General features: G+C 64.0%; 13 protein-coding genes and 2 pseudogenes. 5 read left to right on the top strand and 10 right to left on the bottom strand.

The annotated features are described in order from the left end of the window. Positions 1–31 precede the first annotated feature (31 nt). Positions 32–1,425: pseudogene (locus A2G06_12660) on the top strand (hypothetical protein). 76 nt (positions 1,426–1,501) lie between these two features. Here the strand turns inward: A2G06_12660 and A2G06_12655 are convergent. From A2G06_12655 to A2G06_12620, 8 genes and pseudogenes are all read right to left on the bottom strand, one after another. Next, complete coding sequence (locus A2G06_12655) at positions 1,502–2,872, bottom strand: Fis family transcriptional regulator (GenBank protein ID ANA40982.1); 1,371 nt, start codon at positions 2,870–2,872, stop codon at positions 1,502–1,504. A gap of 10 nt (positions 2,873–2,882) precedes the next feature. After that, entirely contained in the window at positions 2,883–5,129 is a 2,247-nt protein-coding gene (locus A2G06_12650) for a PAS domain-containing sensor histidine kinase (protein ANA40981.1), read from the bottom strand. A 156-nt stretch (positions 5,130–5,285) separates the two neighbouring features. Beyond that, positions 5,286–5,888, bottom strand: a complete 603-nt coding sequence (locus tag A2G06_12645) for an organic solvent tolerance ABC transporter substrate-binding protein (protein ID ANA40980.1) — start codon at positions 5,886–5,888, stop codon at positions 5,286–5,288. Between the two features lie 21 nt (positions 5,889–5,909). Further along, on the bottom strand, positions 5,910–7,268 hold the full coding sequence (locus A2G06_12640) for an RND transporter (GenBank protein ANA40979.1): 1,359 nt from the start codon (positions 7,266–7,268) through the stop codon (positions 5,910–5,912). A 45-nt stretch (positions 7,269–7,313) separates the two neighbouring features. After that, on the bottom strand, positions 7,314–7,763 hold the full coding sequence (locus A2G06_12635; protein ID ANA40978.1) for an outer membrane lipid asymmetry maintenance protein MlaD: 450 nt from the start codon (positions 7,761–7,763) through the stop codon (positions 7,314–7,316). Then, positions 7,760–8,521 (bottom strand): ABC transporter ATP-binding protein, encoded by a 762-nt coding sequence (locus A2G06_12630; protein ANA40977.1) that lies wholly within the window; start codon positions 8,519–8,521, stop codon positions 7,760–7,762. Before A2G06_12630 ends, A2G06_12635 begins: the two co-directional genes overlap by 4 nt. 3 nt (positions 8,522–8,524) lie before the next feature. Then, positions 8,525–9,298, bottom strand: coding sequence for an ABC transporter permease (locus tag A2G06_12625; protein ID ANA40976.1), 774 nt, complete (start codon positions 9,296–9,298; stop codon positions 8,525–8,527). 101 nt (positions 9,299–9,399) lie between these two features. Continuing rightward, positions 9,400–11,024 (bottom strand): annotated as a pseudogene (locus A2G06_12620) (aldehyde dehydrogenase). A 356-nt stretch (positions 11,025–11,380) separates the two neighbouring features. On the opposite strand from A2G06_12620, the gene A2G06_12615 reads away from it, so the two are divergent. After that, on the top strand, positions 11,381–12,346 hold the full coding sequence (locus tag A2G06_12615) for a signal peptide peptidase SppA (protein ID ANA40975.1): 966 nt from the start codon (positions 11,381–11,383) through the stop codon (positions 12,344–12,346). A 24-nt stretch (positions 12,347–12,370) separates the two neighbouring features. On the opposite strand, the gene A2G06_12610 is transcribed toward A2G06_12615, so the two are convergent. After that, entirely contained in the window at positions 12,371–12,979 is a 609-nt protein-coding gene (locus A2G06_12610) for a hypothetical protein (protein ANA40974.1), read from the bottom strand. A gap of 220 nt (positions 12,980–13,199) precedes the next feature. After that, positions 13,200–15,389 carry a histidine kinase gene (locus A2G06_12605; GenBank protein ANA40973.1) on the bottom strand — a complete coding sequence of 730 codons (2,190 nt, stop codon included), beginning with the start codon at positions 15,387–15,389 and terminating at the stop codon, positions 13,200–13,202. Between the two features lie 314 nt (positions 15,390–15,703). Between A2G06_12605 and A2G06_12600 the strand changes: the two genes are divergently transcribed. From A2G06_12600 to A2G06_12590, 3 genes are all read left to right on the top strand, one after another. Beyond that, complete coding sequence (locus A2G06_12600) at positions 15,704–15,982, top strand: peptidylprolyl isomerase (protein ID ANA40972.1); 279 nt, start codon at positions 15,704–15,706, stop codon at positions 15,980–15,982. 33 nt (positions 15,983–16,015) lie between these two features. After that, positions 16,016–16,438, top strand: a complete 423-nt coding sequence (locus tag A2G06_12595; GenBank protein ANA40971.1) for a hypothetical protein — start codon at positions 16,016–16,018, stop codon at positions 16,436–16,438. A 112-nt stretch (positions 16,439–16,550) separates the two neighbouring features. Beyond that, entirely contained in the window at positions 16,551–17,459 is a 909-nt protein-coding gene (locus A2G06_12590) for a hypothetical protein (protein ID ANA40970.1), read from the top strand. Positions 17,460–17,593: the final 134 nt, after the last annotated feature.

Genomic DNA, 17,593 nt, shown 5'->3' with positions numbered 1-17,593 from the left:
ATACTCGTTGCCTGTCTACAGGGAGGTTGCCATGAAGGTGAGAACCATCGTTGGTGCCGCGTTCGCCGTCGCCCTGCTGGTCGCGTCGACGGCAACAGCGGAGAACAGGGCCGGTTCATTTTCGCTCAGTCCCTACTTCGGAGGCTATACCTTCGACGGGGAGCAGCACATCCGCACAGCGCCCACCTTCGGCGTCCGGGGCGGATACAACTTTACCCCCGCCTGGGGGGTTGAGACCGTGTTCGGCTTTTCCCCGGCCGAGGAAACCAGGGGCAGCAAGGCCGACGTGGACTCCTACACCTACCGTCTTGAGGGGCTCTACCATTTCATGCCGGAAAGCTCCCTGGTGCCGTTCCTGGCGGCCGGCGCAGGGGGGACGACCCTTGACTACGCCGCCGGCTCCAACGGCCGGGACCGCACCGACGGCATCCTCACCTACGGCGGTGGGGTCAAGTATTTCATCACCGACGCCGCGGCGTTGCGGGGCGACGTGCGGGGTATCTTCGATCTGGGCTACTCGTACAGCAACGTCGAGTACACGGTTGGCTTGAGCGTTCTGTTCGGCGGCGCCGCCCCGGCGGCAAGGGCCGTTCCGCCGGCTGCCGCTCCCGCGCCGGCTCCAGCCCCGGCACCCGCGGTCGAACCCGAGCCCGCGCCGGTACCCATGCTGCCGAGCCGACGCCGGGCCTTATGAAGTACTGCATCACCCTCAACATGGAATTCGACATCGACAAGGCCGACGTCCGTCCCCAATACCACGACGAGGTGAAGCGGGTGGCGGACTTCCTGAAGGAGTATCCCACGACCACGGCCGTGATTGAGGGGCACACCGACAATGTGGGGGACGACGCCTACAACATGAAGCTCTCCCAGCGGCGGGCCGAAAGCGTGGTCAACTACCTGGCGGACAATTTCGGCATCGACAGGTCGCGCCTCTCCGCCCGGGGCTTCGGCAAGACCCGCCCCATCGCCGACAATGCCACCGAGGCGGGCAAGCAGCGCAACCGCCGGATCGAGGCGATCATCGACTGCGCCCTGGAGAACCCCAAGGTCATCGCGGCCCTGCCGGACCGGCTCTGCATCGCCCTGAAGGTCCAGTTCGACACGGACAAGTGGGACATCAAGCCCCAGTTCCGCGGCGAGATCGCCAAGGTGGGCGATTTCATGAAGCAGAACCCGACCACCACGGCCATCATCGAAGGGCACACCGACCGGGTCGGCACCGCCGATCACAACATGAAGCTCTCCCAGCGCCGGGCCGAGGCGGTGGTCAATTACCTTGTGGAACACTTCGGCATCGAGCGCGCGCGCCTTTCCGCCAAGGGATACGGCTTCAGCCGGCCCATCGCCTACAACTCCACGGCCGAGGGCCGGGCCCTCAACCGGCGGATCAACGCCATCATCGACTGCGTGATCAAGAAGTAGCGTCCGCGATCTGAAGAAAAGAGGGCCGTCTCCCCCTGGGGGAGACGGCCCTCTTTCGTGCGAATGGATCTGCCCGTCACTTTTTCGCGTCGATCCCGTAACTCTTCATCTTGCGGTAGAGGTTGCTCCGCTCCAGCTCGATGGCGTCGGCGGTGCGGGAGATGTTCCAGCCGTACTCCTCCAGTTTCTGAATAATGAATTCCCGCTCGAATTCTTCCCGCGCCTCCCGGAGCGACGAGGGCTCCAGGGCGGCTTCGCTCCGGGGCAGGCCACCCTCGCGGTCCGCGCCTCCGCCAACCGACGGGGGAATCAGGTCAGGGGTTATCACCCGCCCCGGGGTCATGATGACGAGCCGCTCCACGATGGTGCGCAGCTCCCGCACGTTGCCGGGCCAGTCGTGCCGGGCCAGGACGGCCAGCGCCTCGGGAGGCATGGTCTTGCACTCCTGGCCCTCCCGGCGGGCAAAGATGTCGAGGAAGTGCTCCGCCAGCGGCACGATGTCCTCCCGCCGCTCCCGCAGCGGCGGCACTGCCAGGCTGACCACGTTCAGCCGGTAGAACAGGTCGGCGCTGAAGCGTCCCGCTCGGACCTCGTCCTCCAGGTTCCGGGTGCTGGCGGCCATGATGCGCACATCCGCCTCGATGGACCGGGCCCCGCCCGCCCGTTCGAATTTCCGCTCATGGATGAGGCGCAGGAGTTTTGCCTGGGTCCGGGGCGGCATGTCGCCTATTTCATCCAGAAACATGGTGCCGCCGTTGGCCAGGTCGAGCTTTCCCTTCTTCTGGGTTGCGGCGCCGGCAAAGCCCTTTTCGTGGCCGAAGAGTTCGCTGTCGATGAGTTCTTCGGGCAGGGCGGCGCAGTCGAGCTCCACGAAGGGCTTGTCGCGGCGGGGGCTGTGGTAGTGCAGCGACCGGGCCGCCAGTTCTTTGCCCGCTCCGTTTTCGCCGATGATGAGCACCGGCGCGTCGGCTGGCCCGGCCAGCCGGACCTGTTCCCGCAGCCGGCCCATGGCCTCCGATTCCCCCACGATCTCGTGCCCCCTGAAGCTCAGGGCGCGCAACGAATCGTTTTCGGCCCGGAGCCGTCTCGCGTCCAGGCCGTTACGGACCGTGACCAGGATCTTTTCCAGGGAAAGGGGTTTTTCGATGAAGTCGAAGGCCCCCATCTTGGTGGACTTCACTGCCGTTTCAATGGTGCCGTGGCCCGACATCATGACCACCGTGAGCCCGGGATCGGACGCCTTGAGCCGCTGCAGGGTCTCCATGCCGTCCAGCCTCGGCATCCAGATGTCCAAAAGCACCAAGTCGGGCCGATCCTTCTGGACCGTCTCCAGGGCCTCGACGCCGTCCCGCGCGAAGGCGGTCCGGTACCCCTCGTCTTCCAGAATGCCGGCCAGGGCCGTGCGGATGTCCTGTTCGTCGTCCACGACGAGTATCGTTTCGTTCACGTAATCCTCTCTATCCCGTCACGGGTAGTTCAATGACGAACCTGGTCCCTCCGGGCTCGTTGTCCCGCACCCGGATGAACCCGTGATGGTCGGTGATGATGTTGCTGACAATGGCGAGTCCCAGCCCGGTGCCCGACGCCTTGGTGGAGAAGTAGGGCTCGAAGACCCGCGGCTTGTCCTCCGGCGGGATGCCCGGTCCCGTATCGGCCACGGTCACCACCGCCATTTTAAGCTCAGGGTCGAAGCGGCTCACGATCCGGACCTCGCCCGTCCCCCCCATGGCGGCCACGGCGTTGTCCAGGAGGTTGATGAAGACCCGCTTGATCTGGTCCCGGTCCAGTTGCAACTGGGGCAGCCGGTCGTCGGCACTGAAGCCGAACGCCACCCGCCGGTGCCCTTCCCGGAACAGGGTGACCGCCTCGCGGATGACGGCGTTCAGATCGTTGGGAGAGGGGTGGGCTGCGGGCATCCGGGCGAAGTTGGAGAACTCGTCCACCAGGGTCTTCAACTCGTCAACGGACTTGACGATCATGGCCGTGCACTCGTCGAAGACCCGGTCCTCGTCGCCGAAGCGGGGAAGGTAGCGCTTGCGCAGCCGCTGGGCCGAGAGCTGGATCGGGGTCAGGGGGTTTTTGATCTCGTGGGCGATGCGGCGGGCCACCTCGCGCCAGGCGGCCATCCGCTGGGCCTTGATCAACTGGGTCATGTCGTCGAAGACCACCACGGTGCCGAGGAATTCGCCGCTTTCGTCCCGCAGCACCGACAGGTTGAAGAGGAACGTGGCCCGGCTGTCCCGCACCGGCACCGTGATCTGGCGGCTGATGCTGTCCTTTTTGGCCATGACCATGTCCCGCAGGACCCCCTTCACGATGTCGAGCTGCTCTCCCTTGAGCACCTCCCGGAAGTTGTGGCCCACGGCCCGGGGCGTGTCGATCTGCAGGAGCCGGGCCGCAGAGGTATTGATGGTGGTTATCGCCCCCCCCCGGTCCACCGCGATGACCCCGGCCGCCACGTTGCGGAGCACGATCTCCATGTGGCGTCGTCGCTGCTCCAGTTCCTGGTTGCTGCGCGACAGCTCGTCGTTGGCGTTTTTCAGGGCCAACTGGTTGCTCCGCAGGTCGTCGGTCATCTTGTTGAAGGCGGCCACCAGCATGCCCAGTTCGTCGTCGGTCCGCTGGCCCAGGCGGATATCCAGGTTCCCCTCGGCCACCTGCCGGGTCGCCTCGGCCAGTTCCTGGATCGGCGTGGTGAGGCTGTTGGCCAGGTGGAGCCCGAACCAGACCGCCAGGAAGATGATCACCATGGTGATCAGGAACAGGGCCAGGATGTAGCCGGACCGGATGGGATTCTTCAGGATCTTGAGCTGGCGGAACTGCTCGTAGGAGGCGGTGATCTCCCGCATCTTCTCCACCAGGGAGTAGGGGACGAAGTAGTTGACCACCACCGCCCCCACCACCTCGTCGGCGCGATAGGTGGAATAGATCGGCACGATGCCGCGGATGAGATCGGCCTTGCCCACCGTGTTGACCCTGGTGAGCTCTTTGCCGTTGAGCCCCTGCTTGATGTCCTCGGACGAGGGGTTGGTGAACTCCCCCAGCGGGAGCCCCGGGTTCGCGGCGCGGACCAGCTCCTCGTTCTGGGCCGAGTAGACCTCCACGATTCCCAGGTTGTACTCCTTTTGCTTCTGGCGGATCAGTTCCTTCATCTGCGGCAGGTTCTCGTCGTTGAGCAGGCGCTGGTCCCGGATGATGGCGCTGATCTGGTTGCCGTAGTAGAGGGCGTTGGCCGCCGAGTTCCTGTAGTAGGTCTGGGCCACCTCCAGCGATTCGGAGAGGGAGTTCTCGATCTGGGTGTTGAACCAGTTGCGGATGCTCTGGTTCACGTAGGTGGCCGAAACGAAGAACAAGAGCATGGTGGGGATGATGGAGAGGCTCACGAAGGCGATGACGAGCTTCGTGCGCAGGTTGGCCCCCAGGGCCTTGCCCCGCCGCTCCATCAAGAGCTTTGCCACGTTGCGGAACAGGAGGTAGATCAGGAGGATGATCAGGAGGATGATGACGTTGATGACGCCGAAGATCAGGAAGTTGCTCCCCATCGGCACATCGGAGCTGATGCGCGACAGGTGGATCTCCACCCGGGTCAGGACCAGGATCAGGAGCACCGACAGGGCGATGACGATCCCTTCGCGGCGCCGCTTGATCCGCTCCCGTTCGGCAGGCGTTGCGGCAGGCGTACTATCCGTGGTCTGTCTGTCCATGGGCCGTCCGAGGTGTGGCGTAAATGCAACAGTCACACTCTAGCGGAACGCAGCGGATTATGCAAGGGGCCCATGTGGCGGAGAAACGGGCACCGTTTGAAAAAAACGGGGAGAGTGGCCTCTCCCCGTGGTGATGTCGTTCAGGCCGCGGCAATCCTATGGCATGCTGATCTCCTGGTGCTTGGAGCGCAGTTTTTTCACCAGCTCCGCGTACCCCTGGTTGGAGATGATCTTGTTGAACTGGGTCCGGTAGTTGGAGACGAGGCTCACCCCCTCGATGACGATGTCGTAGACCACCCACTTGCCCCCCTTGAGCATGAGGCGGTAGTCGAGGGAATACTCGTCGCGCCGGGCAGTGACGATCTTGCTCCTGACCTCGGCATACTCGCCGTCGATGGCCTCCTTCAGGTACACCACCTTCTCCTGGTTGTAGGACTCGATCTTGCCGGCGTAGGAGTTCTCCAACAGGCTCTCGAAGAGCTCCACGAACTCTTTTTTCTCGGCGGCGCTCCGGTCGCGCCAGTGGCGCGCCATGGCGCGCTGGGCCATTTCGGTGGAGTCGAACACCGCGCCGATGGCCCGCTTGATCTCCTGGCGTCGCCGCTTCTCGTTCTGGGGCTTTTTCAGCTCCTTGTCCGACACGACCCTGATGACGTCGTCAACGGTCTTCTTCACCGTCTCGGTGGGGCTTGACTGGGCCAGGGCAGTGCCGGCAACGGCCAAAGAGAGGGCGAGGATGGGGAACAGGATCCATTTCATGGAACAAAGACCTCCTGGTACTCAGTTCAGGGGAGCCTGGCCCACGGCGTGGTCGAGCCGGGCCAGGGCCATGTTCTGGTTGTAAACGGCCTGGAAGTAAGCGGCGCGCATGCGGGCGTAGTTCTGGAGCCCGTCGAAGATCTCCTGGGCCGGTCCGATGCCGAAGTCGTAGTTGGCCACGGAGGCCACCACCCAGCGCTTGGCGTTGGTGTACGCCTCTTTCATGGCGGCGGCGCTCGCCTCGGACTCCCTTGCCTCAAGCCACGCCTTGCGGATCTGGAGCGGGATGAACTCGTCGGCGTAGGCCCTGGTGGACAGGAGCCGGTTGTACTGGGCCCGTTCACCCGCCACCTTGGCGCCGGTGATGCCGAAGTCGAGCTTCCACTTGACCCCCAGGGCGATGCCGGCCCAGACGTGGTTGAAGTCGTCGGGCACGAAGGGGTTGTCGATGCGGGTCCGCTTGTCGGCGTAGGCGGCGGAGACGTAGCCCCCCAGGAAGAGGTCGGGCCAGTAGTTGGCCTTTGCCGCCTCCACCAGGGCCTCGCGGGCTTTGATCCCCTCGTTGAGCTGGCGGAATTCCGGCCGCCGGGTCCGGGCCTCTTCCACGTAGGCGGCCAGATCGCCCAGGGTGGCGCCGGCGGGCTGGAGCCGTTCGGCGTCGATGTCGACCGCTTCGGCGGGCGGGAGCCCCATGCGGGTCTTGAGGGCGGCCAGGGCGAGCTGCTCGCCCTTGCTGGCCTCCTCCAGGTATTTGGCCACTTCGCCCCGGAAGGCGTCGAGCTTGTAGATGTCCAGTTCGTCGGCGTTGGGGGACCCCTTGTCGATCAGCTTGCGGGCCTTGGCCTTGGCGTCGTCCAGAATGTCCCGCGTCTCCAGGACCAGTTCCCTCAGCTCCCGTGCCAGGAGGATGCCGTAGTAGTACTCCTTGACCTGGAGCGCCACGTCGGTGCCCTTCTGGTCCTTCTTGGCCCGGTCAACCTCGATGCCGTGGGTGGCGGCCCTCATGTTTTCGGAAATCTTGCCGAAGGTGTAGAGGGGCTGGACCAGGGTGGCGTCGCCCCGCTGGAACCAGGTCCAGCGCTCGGTGTCGTTGATGCCGTCTTCTGAGTAGACCTGGTTGCCCCGGGCCTGGGGCACCGGTCCGATCAGGCCCAGGAATTCGATCTGGGGATAGCGGTGGGCCTTTGCCTCGTCCAGCCTGGCCGAGGTGGCGTCGATGTCCGCCTGGGCCTCGCCCAACTCGGGGGCGGCGGTCAGCGCCTTCTTGATGCAGTCGTCGAGGGTGAGCTTCGTCCCGGCGCCGGCGTCGGCGCCCCACGCCGCTGCCAGCGGCAGGAGCGTTACGGCCAGTGCCAGAGCCGTCCGTCTGAGTGCCTTCATGGTTGGTCCCTCCGTCAGGTGTCCGGATGATTCCTGCGCCCCGTTTTATTCGACGTTCCCGTGGATGTACTTGCTCAGGAGCTCTTCCAGGTCCACGGCCGATTCCGTGTCGCGGATGCGGCCGCCGTCGGCCAGCAGCTTGTCAGACCCCCCGGGCTTGAGCTTGATGAACTTGTCGCCGATGATCCCGCTGGTCCGGACCGAGGCGATCACGTCGTCCTGGAGCTTGACGCCGTCCCTGATCCGCAGGTCGACCCGTGCCCGGTCGCTGGAGGGATCGAGCACGATCCGGTCGACCCGGCCGACCTCTACTCCGGCTATTTCGACGGCGGCGCCTTTCTTGAGGCCCGATACCGAATCGAAATCCGCTGAGACCTGGTAGTGGTCCCCGCCCAGCAGCTCCATCTGTCCCAGCTTGATGGAGAGCCAGGCGAGGCAGAGGATGCCGATCAGGACGAATATGCCGACAATGAGTTCGAGAGTGACTCTTTTCATACGCCTACCTTTTCAGATGAGCTGGATGGGGCCTTCGAGCTGCCGCTGATGAACTGCCGCACCACCGGATGCTCCGAGCGCCGGATGTCTTCCGACGTGCCCTGCTCGACGATCTTGCCCCGGTAGAGCATTGCCACGTTCTCGGAGATGTCGAAGATCTCCGGGATTTCGTGGGAAACGATCACCGCCGTATAGCCGAACCGCTCGTGGGTCCTCCGGATCAGTTCGTGGATGGCCCGGCAGATGATGGGGTCGAGGCCGGTGGTCGGCTCGTCGAACAGGATGATCCGCGGGTTCAGGAGCAGGGCCCGCGCCAGCCCCACCCGCTTTTTCATGCCGCCGGACAACTCGTCGGGGAATTTCTTGTCCACGTTCCTGAGCCCCACGTGTCCCAGGGCCTCGTGGACCCGGTCGCTGATCTCCGAGCGGCTCAGCCGGGTCTTCTCCTCCAGGGGGAAGGCCACGTTCTCGAACACGGTCAGGGAGTCGAACAGGGCCGCGTTCTGAAACAGCATGCCGAACTTCTCCCAGACCCGGTTCATCTGATAGCGGCGCATGGTGGTGATGTTCTCGCCGTCCACGAACACCTCGCCCCGGTCCGGTTTCATGATGCCGATCATGTGCTTGAGCAGCACGCTTTTCCCCTCGCCGCTGGGGCCGATCACCGCGGTGATCTTCCCTTCCGGGATATCCATGGTGAGGCCGTCGAGCACCACCTGGCTGCCGAACGATTTATGGACGTCAACGAGTCTGATCATGGCCTATAACATGACGGAAGTCAGGAAGTAATCCCAGATGAGCACCAGCACCGACGACATGACCACCGCCTCGGTGGTGGCCCGCGATACCCCCTCTGCGCCGCGGCTGGCGTGGTATCCCTTGTAGCAGCAGACCCAGGCGATGATGCCGCCGAAGGAGAACGATTTTACGATGCCCGACCAGACGTCCTTCCATTCCACGCTCCGCTCCATCTCGGAGAAGTAGGCGCCCGGGTTGACCCCCAGGAGTTTCACTCCCACCACGTAGCCGCCATAGATGCCGACCACGTCGAAGATGGCGCAGAGCAGCGGCAGCGCCACCAGGGCCGCCAGGATCTTGGGGGAGACCAGATACTTGAACGGCTCCAGGGCCATGGTCTTCAGGGCGTCGATCTGCTCCGTTATCTTCTTGATGCCGATCTCGGCGGTGATGGCGCTGCCGGCCCGGCCCACCACCATGAGGGCCGAGAGGACCGGCCCCAGTTCCCGGATGAGGGAGAGGGCCACGGCCGAGCCGAGCATCCCTTCGGAACCGAACTTGGCCAGGGAGTAGTACCCCTGGAGCCCCAGCACCATCCCTGTGAAGGCGGCGGTCAGAACGATGACGAAGAGCGATTTCGCGCCGATGAAGTGGATCTGCTTGTAGATGTGGATCGGCTTGCCGGGCCTGATCACGATGTTGATCAGGGCATGGGTGAGGAAGATGATCATCTTCCCCATCTCCCCCACCACGGAGAGGGTGAGGGCGCCGATCTTTTCAATGGATGATACCAGCAAGGAACGCTCCGGATGTGTGATTGACGGGTCACAGTATACGCCCAAACCGCACAAAGTAAAGCGTTAGAGCCCGCTCATCACTGCCGGCGCGGGTTGACGCCTCACAGGATGAAGTCCGTGGAGAGGAAGGTGGAGCGCCGTTCCCGCACGATATCGGTGATGATGGCTCTGTTTGTTTCGTGGTTCCGGGCCGCCACCAGGGTTCGGAGCGAGAAGGCGCGCAGGCGTCCGACACCGACAGGGTCCCCACGGCCGAGTCCTTGCGGCCGGTGAACGGGAAGACGTCAGGACCCCGCTGGCACTGGCTGTTGATGTTGACCCGTGACACCTGGTTCACCAGATGGTCGACGAGCGGTGCCAGCAGGGCGCTGTCCCTGCCGAAGATGCTCACCTGCTGGCCGTAGTCCGATTCGCGGATGGCGCGGATCGGCTCCTCAATGTCGGTGAACGGGACTATCGGCACTACCGGTCCGAACTGCTCCTCGGTGTAGAGGCGCATCCCCGGCGCCACCGGATAGACCAGGGCCGGGTGGAAGTAGGTGCCGGTGACCGTGCCGCCCCCCTCGTTCACCACTGCGGCGCCGCGCGCAACGGCATCGGCCAGCAGTTCTTGCAGGTAGGCGGTCTTCCCCTCCTCGGGCAGGGGGGTGATCATCACGCCCGGTTGCCAGGGCATGCCGGTGCCGATGGCCGACAGGGCCCGGGAGAAGATGGCAATGAACTGCTGCGCCACGGATTCGTGGACAAAGAGGAGTTTCAGGGCCGTGCACCGCTGGCCGTTGAAGGCGAGGCTGCCGGCCAGGCATTCCTCCACCGTCGGGTTGAGATCGGCGTCAGGCAGAACGATGGCGGGGTTTTTCGCTTCGAGCCCCAGGACCAGCCGGAGCCGGTTGGGGCGGGGATGATCCTTCAGCAGAGTATTGGCCGCTTTGCTCGTGCCGATGAAGGCCAGCACGTCGATCCGGCCGGACCGCATCAGGGTGGGGGTCAGGGCCCGGCCGGCCCCCAGCAGGACGTTCACCACCCCCGGAGGGAACGCCTCGCGCAGGGCGGCCAGGAGCGGTGCGAACAGGAGCACCCCGTGGCGCGGGGGCTTCATGACCACCGTGTTCCCCATGATCAGGGCCGGGATCAGGGTGGTGAAGGTCTCGTTGAGGGGATAGTTGTAGGGGCCCATGCAGAGGGCCACGCCCAGGGGGCCGCGGCGGATCTGGCCGATGATCCCCTGCTCGATCACGAAGCGGGAGGAGACCCGGTCCAGCTCCTTGAGGGCGTCGATGGTGTCGGTGATGTAGACGACGGTCCGGTCGAATTCCTTTTCCGCATCGGCACGGGTCTTGCCGATCTCCCACATGATCAGCCGGACCACCGCTTCCCGTTGTTCTTTCATGAGGGCCGCGAAGTGCTGTACATGCCGGATCCGGTCGGCCACCCCCATGGTGGGCCACCGTCCCCTGCCGCAGTCGTAGGCCGCGGTGGCGGCATCAAGGGCGGCAAGGGCGTCGGCCTCGCCCATGAGAGGGAAGCTTCCGATCCGTACGCGCTCGGGACCGCCGGGTGTGCGGACGCAGACCGGGGAGAACACATCCTGAACGGCCCCCTGCCAGCAGCGGAGCTCGCCGTTCAGCAGGTAGTCCCGCAGTTCCACCGGAGCGGACAGACGCTGCTGGGGAGGGATTTCATCCGGGCAAGGGAAGAGGGTGGGGATGCGTTCCGCGATGGACATGGGGCGTTTCCTCCTGGCGCGTGGTATGCTGAAAGAAGTTTAATCAGTTTCAGCGGGGAAGCAAGGAGGTATACGGTACGGCATCCCGACGCGGGGGCGGCGTTAGCGGCCGTTCGCCTTTTTCACGATCGCCATGACGTCGCGGAGGTCGATTTTCCCGTCCGGGCAGGGGGTTCCGTTGAGGCGGGGGTAGACGTCGGCGCCGGCACCTGCGCCATTGCGGCCTACCGCCAGGACCTGGCGGACGAACTGCTGGGGGTGGACGGCCGGGAGGAGTTCACCGTCTATCTTGCGCCGGCGGGGAAGGTGTGATTGAATTTCTCAATCGACGTGCCGCTGACATACGGGAGGGTACCATGAGGATGATCATCGCGTTTCTGCTCGGCTGCCTCGGCATGTTCCTGACAACGGGGTGTGCCTTTGTCAGCGTGCCGCTCATGAGCGCGCCCCAGCCCCTGGCCGAACAGGTGCTGGAAGGGGAAGGGGCGAAAAAGATCCTGATCGTGGACATCAGCGGCGCCATCGGCGATCAGGCCAAGGGGGGCGGCCTGCTGAGCCGGGGAACCCCCTCCACGGTCTCCCTGGTGCGTGAGGTCATCCTGAAGGCCGAGCGCGATCCCAAGGTGGCCGGACTTATCCTGCGGATCAATTCGCCCGGGGGGACGGTGACGGCCAGCGACATCATCCGCCACGACCTGCTCGCCTTCAAGGAGCGCCGGAATCTGCCGGTGTCCGCCTGCATCATGGGGATCGGCGCCTCGGGAGGCTACTACGTGGCCACCGCCGCCGACGGGATAACCGCCCATCCCACGGCCGTGACCGGGAGCATCGGGGTGCTGCTGATGACCTTCAACGTGGAGGGCTTGCTGGGGAAGGTAGGCGTGGAGGAGAAGACCATCAAGTCGGGCGGGAAAAAGGACCTCCTGTCGCCGTTCCGCCGCGCCACCCCGGAGGAAGAGCGGCTGGTGCAGAGGGTCATCGACCAGTTCCACGGGCGCTTCGTGGACGTGGTCCAGGCCCGGCCGGGGAACCGGCTTTCGCGCCAGGATCTGCTCACGCTGGCCGACGGCCGCATCTTCTCCGCCGCCGACGCCCTTGCCGCGGGCCTCATCGACCGGATCGGCTACCTGGACGACGTCATCGCCTCCCTGCGTGACCGCATAGGAGATCCCGACGCCCGGGTGGTCACCTACTTCCGGCCCGGCAGCTACCAGGGGAGCATCTATGCGGAGTCGGCCGTCGAGCCGTCCATGGCGGACCTGCTGGGCGGGTTCGACATGACTGGCGGCGGCCAGTTCATGTATCTCTGGCGCCCCTGGTGATCGACAGCCCGCCAGTGGCCGGGTTTAGCAGCGCTCTTCGCCCTGTTCCCCTTCCTTTTCCAGTTCCTGCCGGAGACGCTCCAGCCCCTTGCTGAAGCTTTCGGCATCGCCGAACTCGAAAAAGCGGGGATAGCGGTCATGGGCCGCCTTGATTCTACGGGCGTGTTTGATGGGGCACCAGTACTGCTCGGTGCGGGCTGAAATCTCCCGCGCGTAGGCGGCCAGACCGTTGCCGTAGGAGCAGTAGAAGCAGTTGAACTTTTCGATGATGTTCAGGTAGGGGAGGTCCTCCCGGTCGAAGACCAGGTAGTCGGCGCGCTTCACTTTCGGAATGCCGTAAACCGGGAAGCAGATGGTCTGGTAGATGAAGAGGAACAGATCCAGCGCCATGAACGGGATGAACCCGGCGTAGATGACCGGCGCGGTGAGAATGTTCAGGGGGCGCGCCTCGATCAGGTAGCGAAAGAGTCCCGTTTTCAGGCGCCGCTGCTGCCGGGCCACCTCCTCGGCGAAGCGGATCCGCTTCTTTTCGATGACAAACTGGAATTCCTCCCGCTTCTGCCTGAACTCGACTTCCAATTCCTCTTGCAGCTCTTTTATCCTGCGGATCAGTTCGTCGATCTGGTGGGTCATTGAGCTCTCCCTGTTCTCCCCGTGTGATTCTGCACCCTGGCCCTGCTGACCATAGCCGTACTCTCGCCATAAGTCCACCGGTTAATCGGGCGGGTGCGGATCCGGCCCGTGACGACGGGGAGCGGATGGCCCATCCCTGCGTGGCGCATGCCGGCAAGGCGGCGACAGGAGCCGGGGGGACGTGACGGCCGGAATGGCACATTCGGCTGGAGACGGGGTATCAGTCGAGGGAGAAATAGAAGGTGGCTCCCCGGCCGGGAGCCGACTCGGCGCGGATGGTGCCGCCGTGGCGATGGATGATCCGGGCGACCGTGGCGAGCCCGATGCCGTTTCCTTCGAACTCGGATGCCGGATGGAAGCGCTGGAAGGGGGCGAACAGCCGCTGGGCCTCGCGTATGTCGAACCCGGCGCCGTTGTCCTTTACATAGTACATGTCTTTTCCCGAACAATATTCGCAGCCGAATTCCACCTCAGCCCGTTCGTTTCGCGAGGTATACTTCCAGGCGTTGCCCAGGAGATTTTCCAGCACGGTCATGAGGAGTTCGGGATCGGCATTGGCCGGCGGCACATCCTTTACGCTCCAGTCCACCTGCCGCGCCGGCTCTGCCGCGGCCAGCTCGATGCATATCTCCCGGGCCAGGTCGGCCGGGCGAACCTCCTGGCGCCGCAGTTCGTCGCTACTCACGCGGCTCAGTTCCAGCAATCCGTCGATCATGGACTGCATCCTGCCGGCTGCCGCGGCCACGCGCTCCATCAACTCGCGGTGCGCAGGCTCCATGCAGCCACCCCAATCTTCCAGCACCATGTCGACGATCCCGGAGATATGGCGGGCCGGGGCCTTCAGGTCGTGGGAGACGGTGTAGCTGAATGCCTCCAGCTCCCGGTTGGCATTCTCCAGTGCGGCGGTACGATCCGCCACCCGCTGTTCCAGGTCGGAGTTCAACCGCAGGATTTCCTCTTCGGCACGCTTGCGCTCGGTGACATCCTCCACCACCATTATGAAGGAATCGTCGGTGCCGCTCCTCCCCCGGACCGGCGAAAACGCGGTATTTGCCCAGACGGTCCGGCCCGTGCCATGGGTGAATCGGAACTCGCGCGTCAACGGCTCCCCTTCAGTGGCGGCCATGGTCGTCATGATCTCCCGGGCGGCGTTGCGGTCCTCCGTGTGCACCAGGGCAAGGCAATCGAGCCCGGCCAGATCGTCGTCATGGCGACCGGTAATGTCGCAGAAGCGCCGGTTTGTCCTGATCAGCAGCCCTTCGCGGTCGATGATGGCCATGCCCACCGCCGCCTGCTCGAAAGCCCCCCGGAAACGGTCCTCGCTCTCCCTGAGGCTCTCGGTTTGCCGGTCGATCTCCGCAAGCATAGTGTTGAAGGTTTCGGTGAGCCGGCTCAACTCGTCCTCGTTCGATACCGGCACCAGCCGTTCCTTGCCTTTTTTGCCGCTCAGTTCGTTGATGTGCCGCTCCAGCGCCAGAATGGGGCGGGTCAGGTACTGCATGGAGAGCGAGACCACTACCAGAACGCCGAGGATGGCGGCCACGGTACTGATGATGAACAGCCGACGTACCACCTTCACGGGCTCGTAGGCCACTGTGAGCGGATAGCTCGCCGCCACGACCCAATCCTTGCTGCCGAGCTTCGTTACCGATGTCAGAAGGATGTCGCCGTATCGCCCCTTTGTTTCGCGGGTGCCCACGTAGCCCTCCCGGGCGGCGTCGGCCAGGCGCGCAACTTCGGGAACCGCCTTGATCAGGGTGTGCTCCCGTTCTGCATGGATCAGCACCATATGGTTGCGGTCGATGATGCGGATGAACCCCTTGTTGCCCACGGTGATCCGGCCGAACCGGCTCAGGGCGTTTTCCTCGCTCAGGTCAATTCCCCCCAGCAAGGCTCCCTTGAATGATCCGTTTTCCCCGAGGATGGGGCTGATAAAGACGATTTCCCTCAAGTTGGCGGTGCCGGTGCAGCAGGTGGTCAGCTCGGAGATGAGCGGCTTGCGGGTCGCCCTGGCTTTGTTGAAGAAGGCGTGATCGGAGTAGTTTTCTACCCGTCGGACTTCCTGGTTGGTCACTTCTGCCAGGAGGTTGCCGGCGGCATCAACGACGAAGAGGTGATTGTTGAACAGCGTGCGCAGGCCGGTCCGGCTTTCCAGAAACGCCTTGGCACCCGAGGGGTCGGCCAGTGCTGCGGGCGGGACGACCCGGGCGCTTGCCGTCAGCAGCTCCAGCATGGAGCGGAGGGTGCTGTCGATGTCCGTGGCCACGTGGACGACGGTGGCGGTCTGCTGGGCGGCGATGGAGTCATGGAGGTGCCGCTCCAGGTAGCCCAGCGTGATCCTCGAGGTCACCACCATCAGGATGATTACGAGAATCGACACCAGAATAATGAGTTTTGTCCTGAGTTTCATGGCAGCGTGATTATTGGTGGAACCGCGCCGGTGCCGGGCATACGTCGTATCCCGCCTCTGCCCTGCCGGCCGGATTCCCGAAGATCCGGTTCAAAATTCATGTCGGCTTGTTGCCGTATTGTGTGTACCATTATAGTTAAGCGCCATATCTTCACAAGAATTAATAATTTTGCCTGACCCGTTCGTCCGGTTGCAGAGGGTTTGCATCCAGTAGATCGAAGCAGAGAGAGCTTTCCGGTTGCCGAGGCCTCCCTTTCCCGATACCCTGTTCCCTAAAGATTTCCCTATCCGCCACTTAGCAAGGAGAACCGTTCATGCCCACAGCAACTGCCCGTCACATCCTCGTCGCTTCGGAAGCCGAGTGCCTGCAGCTCAAGGCCGAGATCGAGGCCGGCGCCGAATTCGCCGATGTCGCCCGCCGGCATTCCCTCTGCCCCTCACGCGCCCAGGGAGGCGATCTCGGGACCTTTACCCAGGGACAGATGGTAAAGGAATTCGACGATATCGTCTTCTCCGGCGAGATCAACAAGGTGCTCGGTCCGGTCCGGACCCAGTTCGGGTACCATCTCATCGAAATCACCAAGCGCTGGTAACCGAAACGACGCCCTGAAAGGACAGACACACCCATGACCGAACTCGATAAAGCCCTGACCGTCCTGCGTCAGGACATGGCCGATGCCAAGAGCCAGTCGGCCTTTTACGACCTGTTCCTCAACGCTACCTTCTATGTCCCGATTCTGGACGAAGCCGCGGAAGTGGAAGACAACGCCGCTCAGAAGGGTGAGGTGCTGCCGCTCGTCATCGAAGCGGAGGGCAATGACTACCTGATGCTGTTCGACACGAAGGAGCGCCTGCAGGAATGGACGCAGGCCGATGCCCGCTACGTGGAAGTGCCGGGGTACGTGCTGGCCGCCACCACCATGCCGCCGCTGCACTGGGCGCTGAATGCCGGCACCGAGTACTCCAAGCAGTTTCTCCCCGACGAGATCGCATGGCTGAGGGATGTGGTCGAACGCTGCAACGCGGCGGCCGCGAAGCAGCAAGGGTGAGCTGTTCCTCCCTGCCTCCCGGCGGGGCCGTTGCCGTGATGCTGTCGGAAAACCCGGTATTCCGCGTCTGAAGGAGGCCCGTTCTCGCGGGCCATCCGGAAAGGAGTCTGCCATGACCGCACGCCGCATCTCCCGCGTTTTCAAAAGCCGGCCCACCGTGGAGGGGGCCGGCGTCCACCTCAAGCGCGCCTTCGGCTATTCGCAGGTGCCGCTGTTCGACCCGTTCCTCATGCTGGATGACTTTCACACCGCCAACCCTGCCGAGTACCTGCCGGGCTTCCCCTGGCACCCCCACCGGGGCATCGAAACCATCACCTATGTGCTGGAAGGCCTGGTGGAGCACGGCGACAGCATGGGAAACAAGGGGGTCATCGGCGCGGGGGACGTGCAGTGGATGACCGCCGGCAGCGGCATCATCCACCAGGAGATGCCCCAGTCGAGCCCCACCGGCATGATGTGGGGATTCCAGTTCTGGGCCAACCTGCCGGCGGACCGCAAGATGATGGATCCCCGCTACCGCGACGTGAGGGCCGCAGATATCCCGGAGGTGGTTCTGGAGCAGGGCATCCGCATCAAGATCGTCAGCGGCACAGTCAACGACGTTCAGGGGCCGGTGCGCGACATCGTCATCGACCCGGAAATGCTCGACGTCAGCGTCCCGGCCGGGGCGGTCTTCACCCATCCGGTCAAGGAGGGGCATACGGCCGTGGCCTATGTCCTCGACGGCGAGGGGTATTTCGACGACCGCCGCGATCCCTTTGCCTTCGAAATGACGGGCTCGGGCTGGATGGATGTGACGCGGCGCTGCGTCTGCGGCCCCGAAACGGTGGTCCTCTACGGGCGCGACGGTGCTGCGGTGGCGGTGACCGCCGGCGACCGGCCGGTCCGCTTCCTCTTCCTTTCCGGCAAGCCCCTCAACGAGCCGGTGGCCTGGTACGGTCCCATTGTCATGAATACCAACGAAGAACTGCGGACCGCCTTTGAGGAGTACGAGAAGGGGACGTTCATCAAGCACCGGTAGGCGCAGCAGGACCAGAAGGAGGTGTTCCGGAATTTTATGGGAATGTAACGTGTATCCCCTTGACGTGTAACGGTTTTAGTCCTATATAGATACTAAGCCGGTATGTAATGTGTATTCATTTTTTTCTGGGGGTG

This window comes from Geobacter anodireducens (genome assembly GCA_001628815.1).
Classification (GTDB): domain Bacteria; phylum Desulfobacterota; class Desulfuromonadia; order Geobacterales; family Geobacteraceae; genus Geobacter; species Geobacter anodireducens.
This window is presented reverse-complemented; position numbering and strand designations above follow the sequence as displayed.

Coding starts and splice junctions, on each gene's coding strand:
- A2G06_12650 (ANA40981.1), bottom strand. CDS start 5,129: ATGGACAGACAGACCACGGATAGTACGCCTGCCGCAACGCCTGCCGAA.
- A2G06_12645 (ANA40980.1), bottom strand. CDS start 5,888: ATGAAATGGATCCTGTTCCCCATCCTCGCCCTCTCTTTGGCCGTTGCC.
- A2G06_12640 (ANA40979.1), bottom strand. CDS start 7,268: ATGAAGGCACTCAGACGGACGGCTCTGGCACTGGCCGTAACGCTCCTG.
- A2G06_12635 (ANA40978.1), bottom strand. CDS start 7,763: ATGAAAAGAGTCACTCTCGAACTCATTGTCGGCATATTCGTCCTGATC.
- A2G06_12630 (ANA40977.1), bottom strand. CDS start 8,521: ATGATCAGACTCGTTGACGTCCATAAATCGTTCGGCAGCCAGGTGGTG.
- A2G06_12615 (ANA40975.1), top strand. CDS start 11,381: ATGAGGATGATCATCGCGTTTCTGCTCGGCTGCCTCGGCATGTTCCTG.
- A2G06_12610 (ANA40974.1), bottom strand. CDS start 12,979: ATGACCCACCAGATCGACGAACTGATCCGCAGGATAAAAGAGCTGCAA.
- A2G06_12605 (ANA40973.1), bottom strand. CDS start 15,389: ATGAAACTCAGGACAAAACTCATTATTCTGGTGTCGATTCTCGTAATC.
- A2G06_12600 (ANA40972.1), top strand. CDS start 15,704: ATGCCCACAGCAACTGCCCGTCACATCCTCGTCGCTTCGGAAGCCGAG.
- A2G06_12595 (ANA40971.1), top strand. CDS start 16,016: ATGACCGAACTCGATAAAGCCCTGACCGTCCTGCGTCAGGACATGGCC.
- A2G06_12590 (ANA40970.1), top strand. CDS start 16,551: ATGACCGCACGCCGCATCTCCCGCGTTTTCAAAAGCCGGCCCACCGTG.